Source organism: Bradyrhizobium sp. Kon56 (assembly GCF_055807635.1).
On sequence record NZ_JBVVOU010000422.1, the window covers coordinates 1 to 271 of the forward strand.

The window sequence follows — 271 nt, forward strand, 5'->3', positions numbered from 1 at the left end:
GGACAAGGTCAGGCTGGGCGCGCGACCACGGCGACCGGCGATGGAAATAATGCCCACCACCGCGAAGGAACCGGCAGCGCCCAGGATCGCCACGATAATCGCCTGCCAGATCGCCAGGCCGCGAAACGCAACCAGCGTGGCACCGAGCGGCAAGCCGAGGATGCTGATATTGGCCGCGAACCATACCCAGAACAGCTGCAGCGGATGCCCGTTGCACTCGCCCTCCGGGACCGGTTCGATGCCGCGCGTTTCCAATTGCCCGGCGCTTTGG

At 66.1% G+C, this 271-nt stretch carries 1 protein-coding gene; it reads right to left on the reverse strand.

All coding sequences use genetic code 11. From position 1 onward, the window contains the following. Positions 1-271 (reverse strand): cytosine permease (locus AC0L3B_RS39525; protein ID WP_473383249.1); only part of this gene is annotated, 271 nt, incomplete at both ends.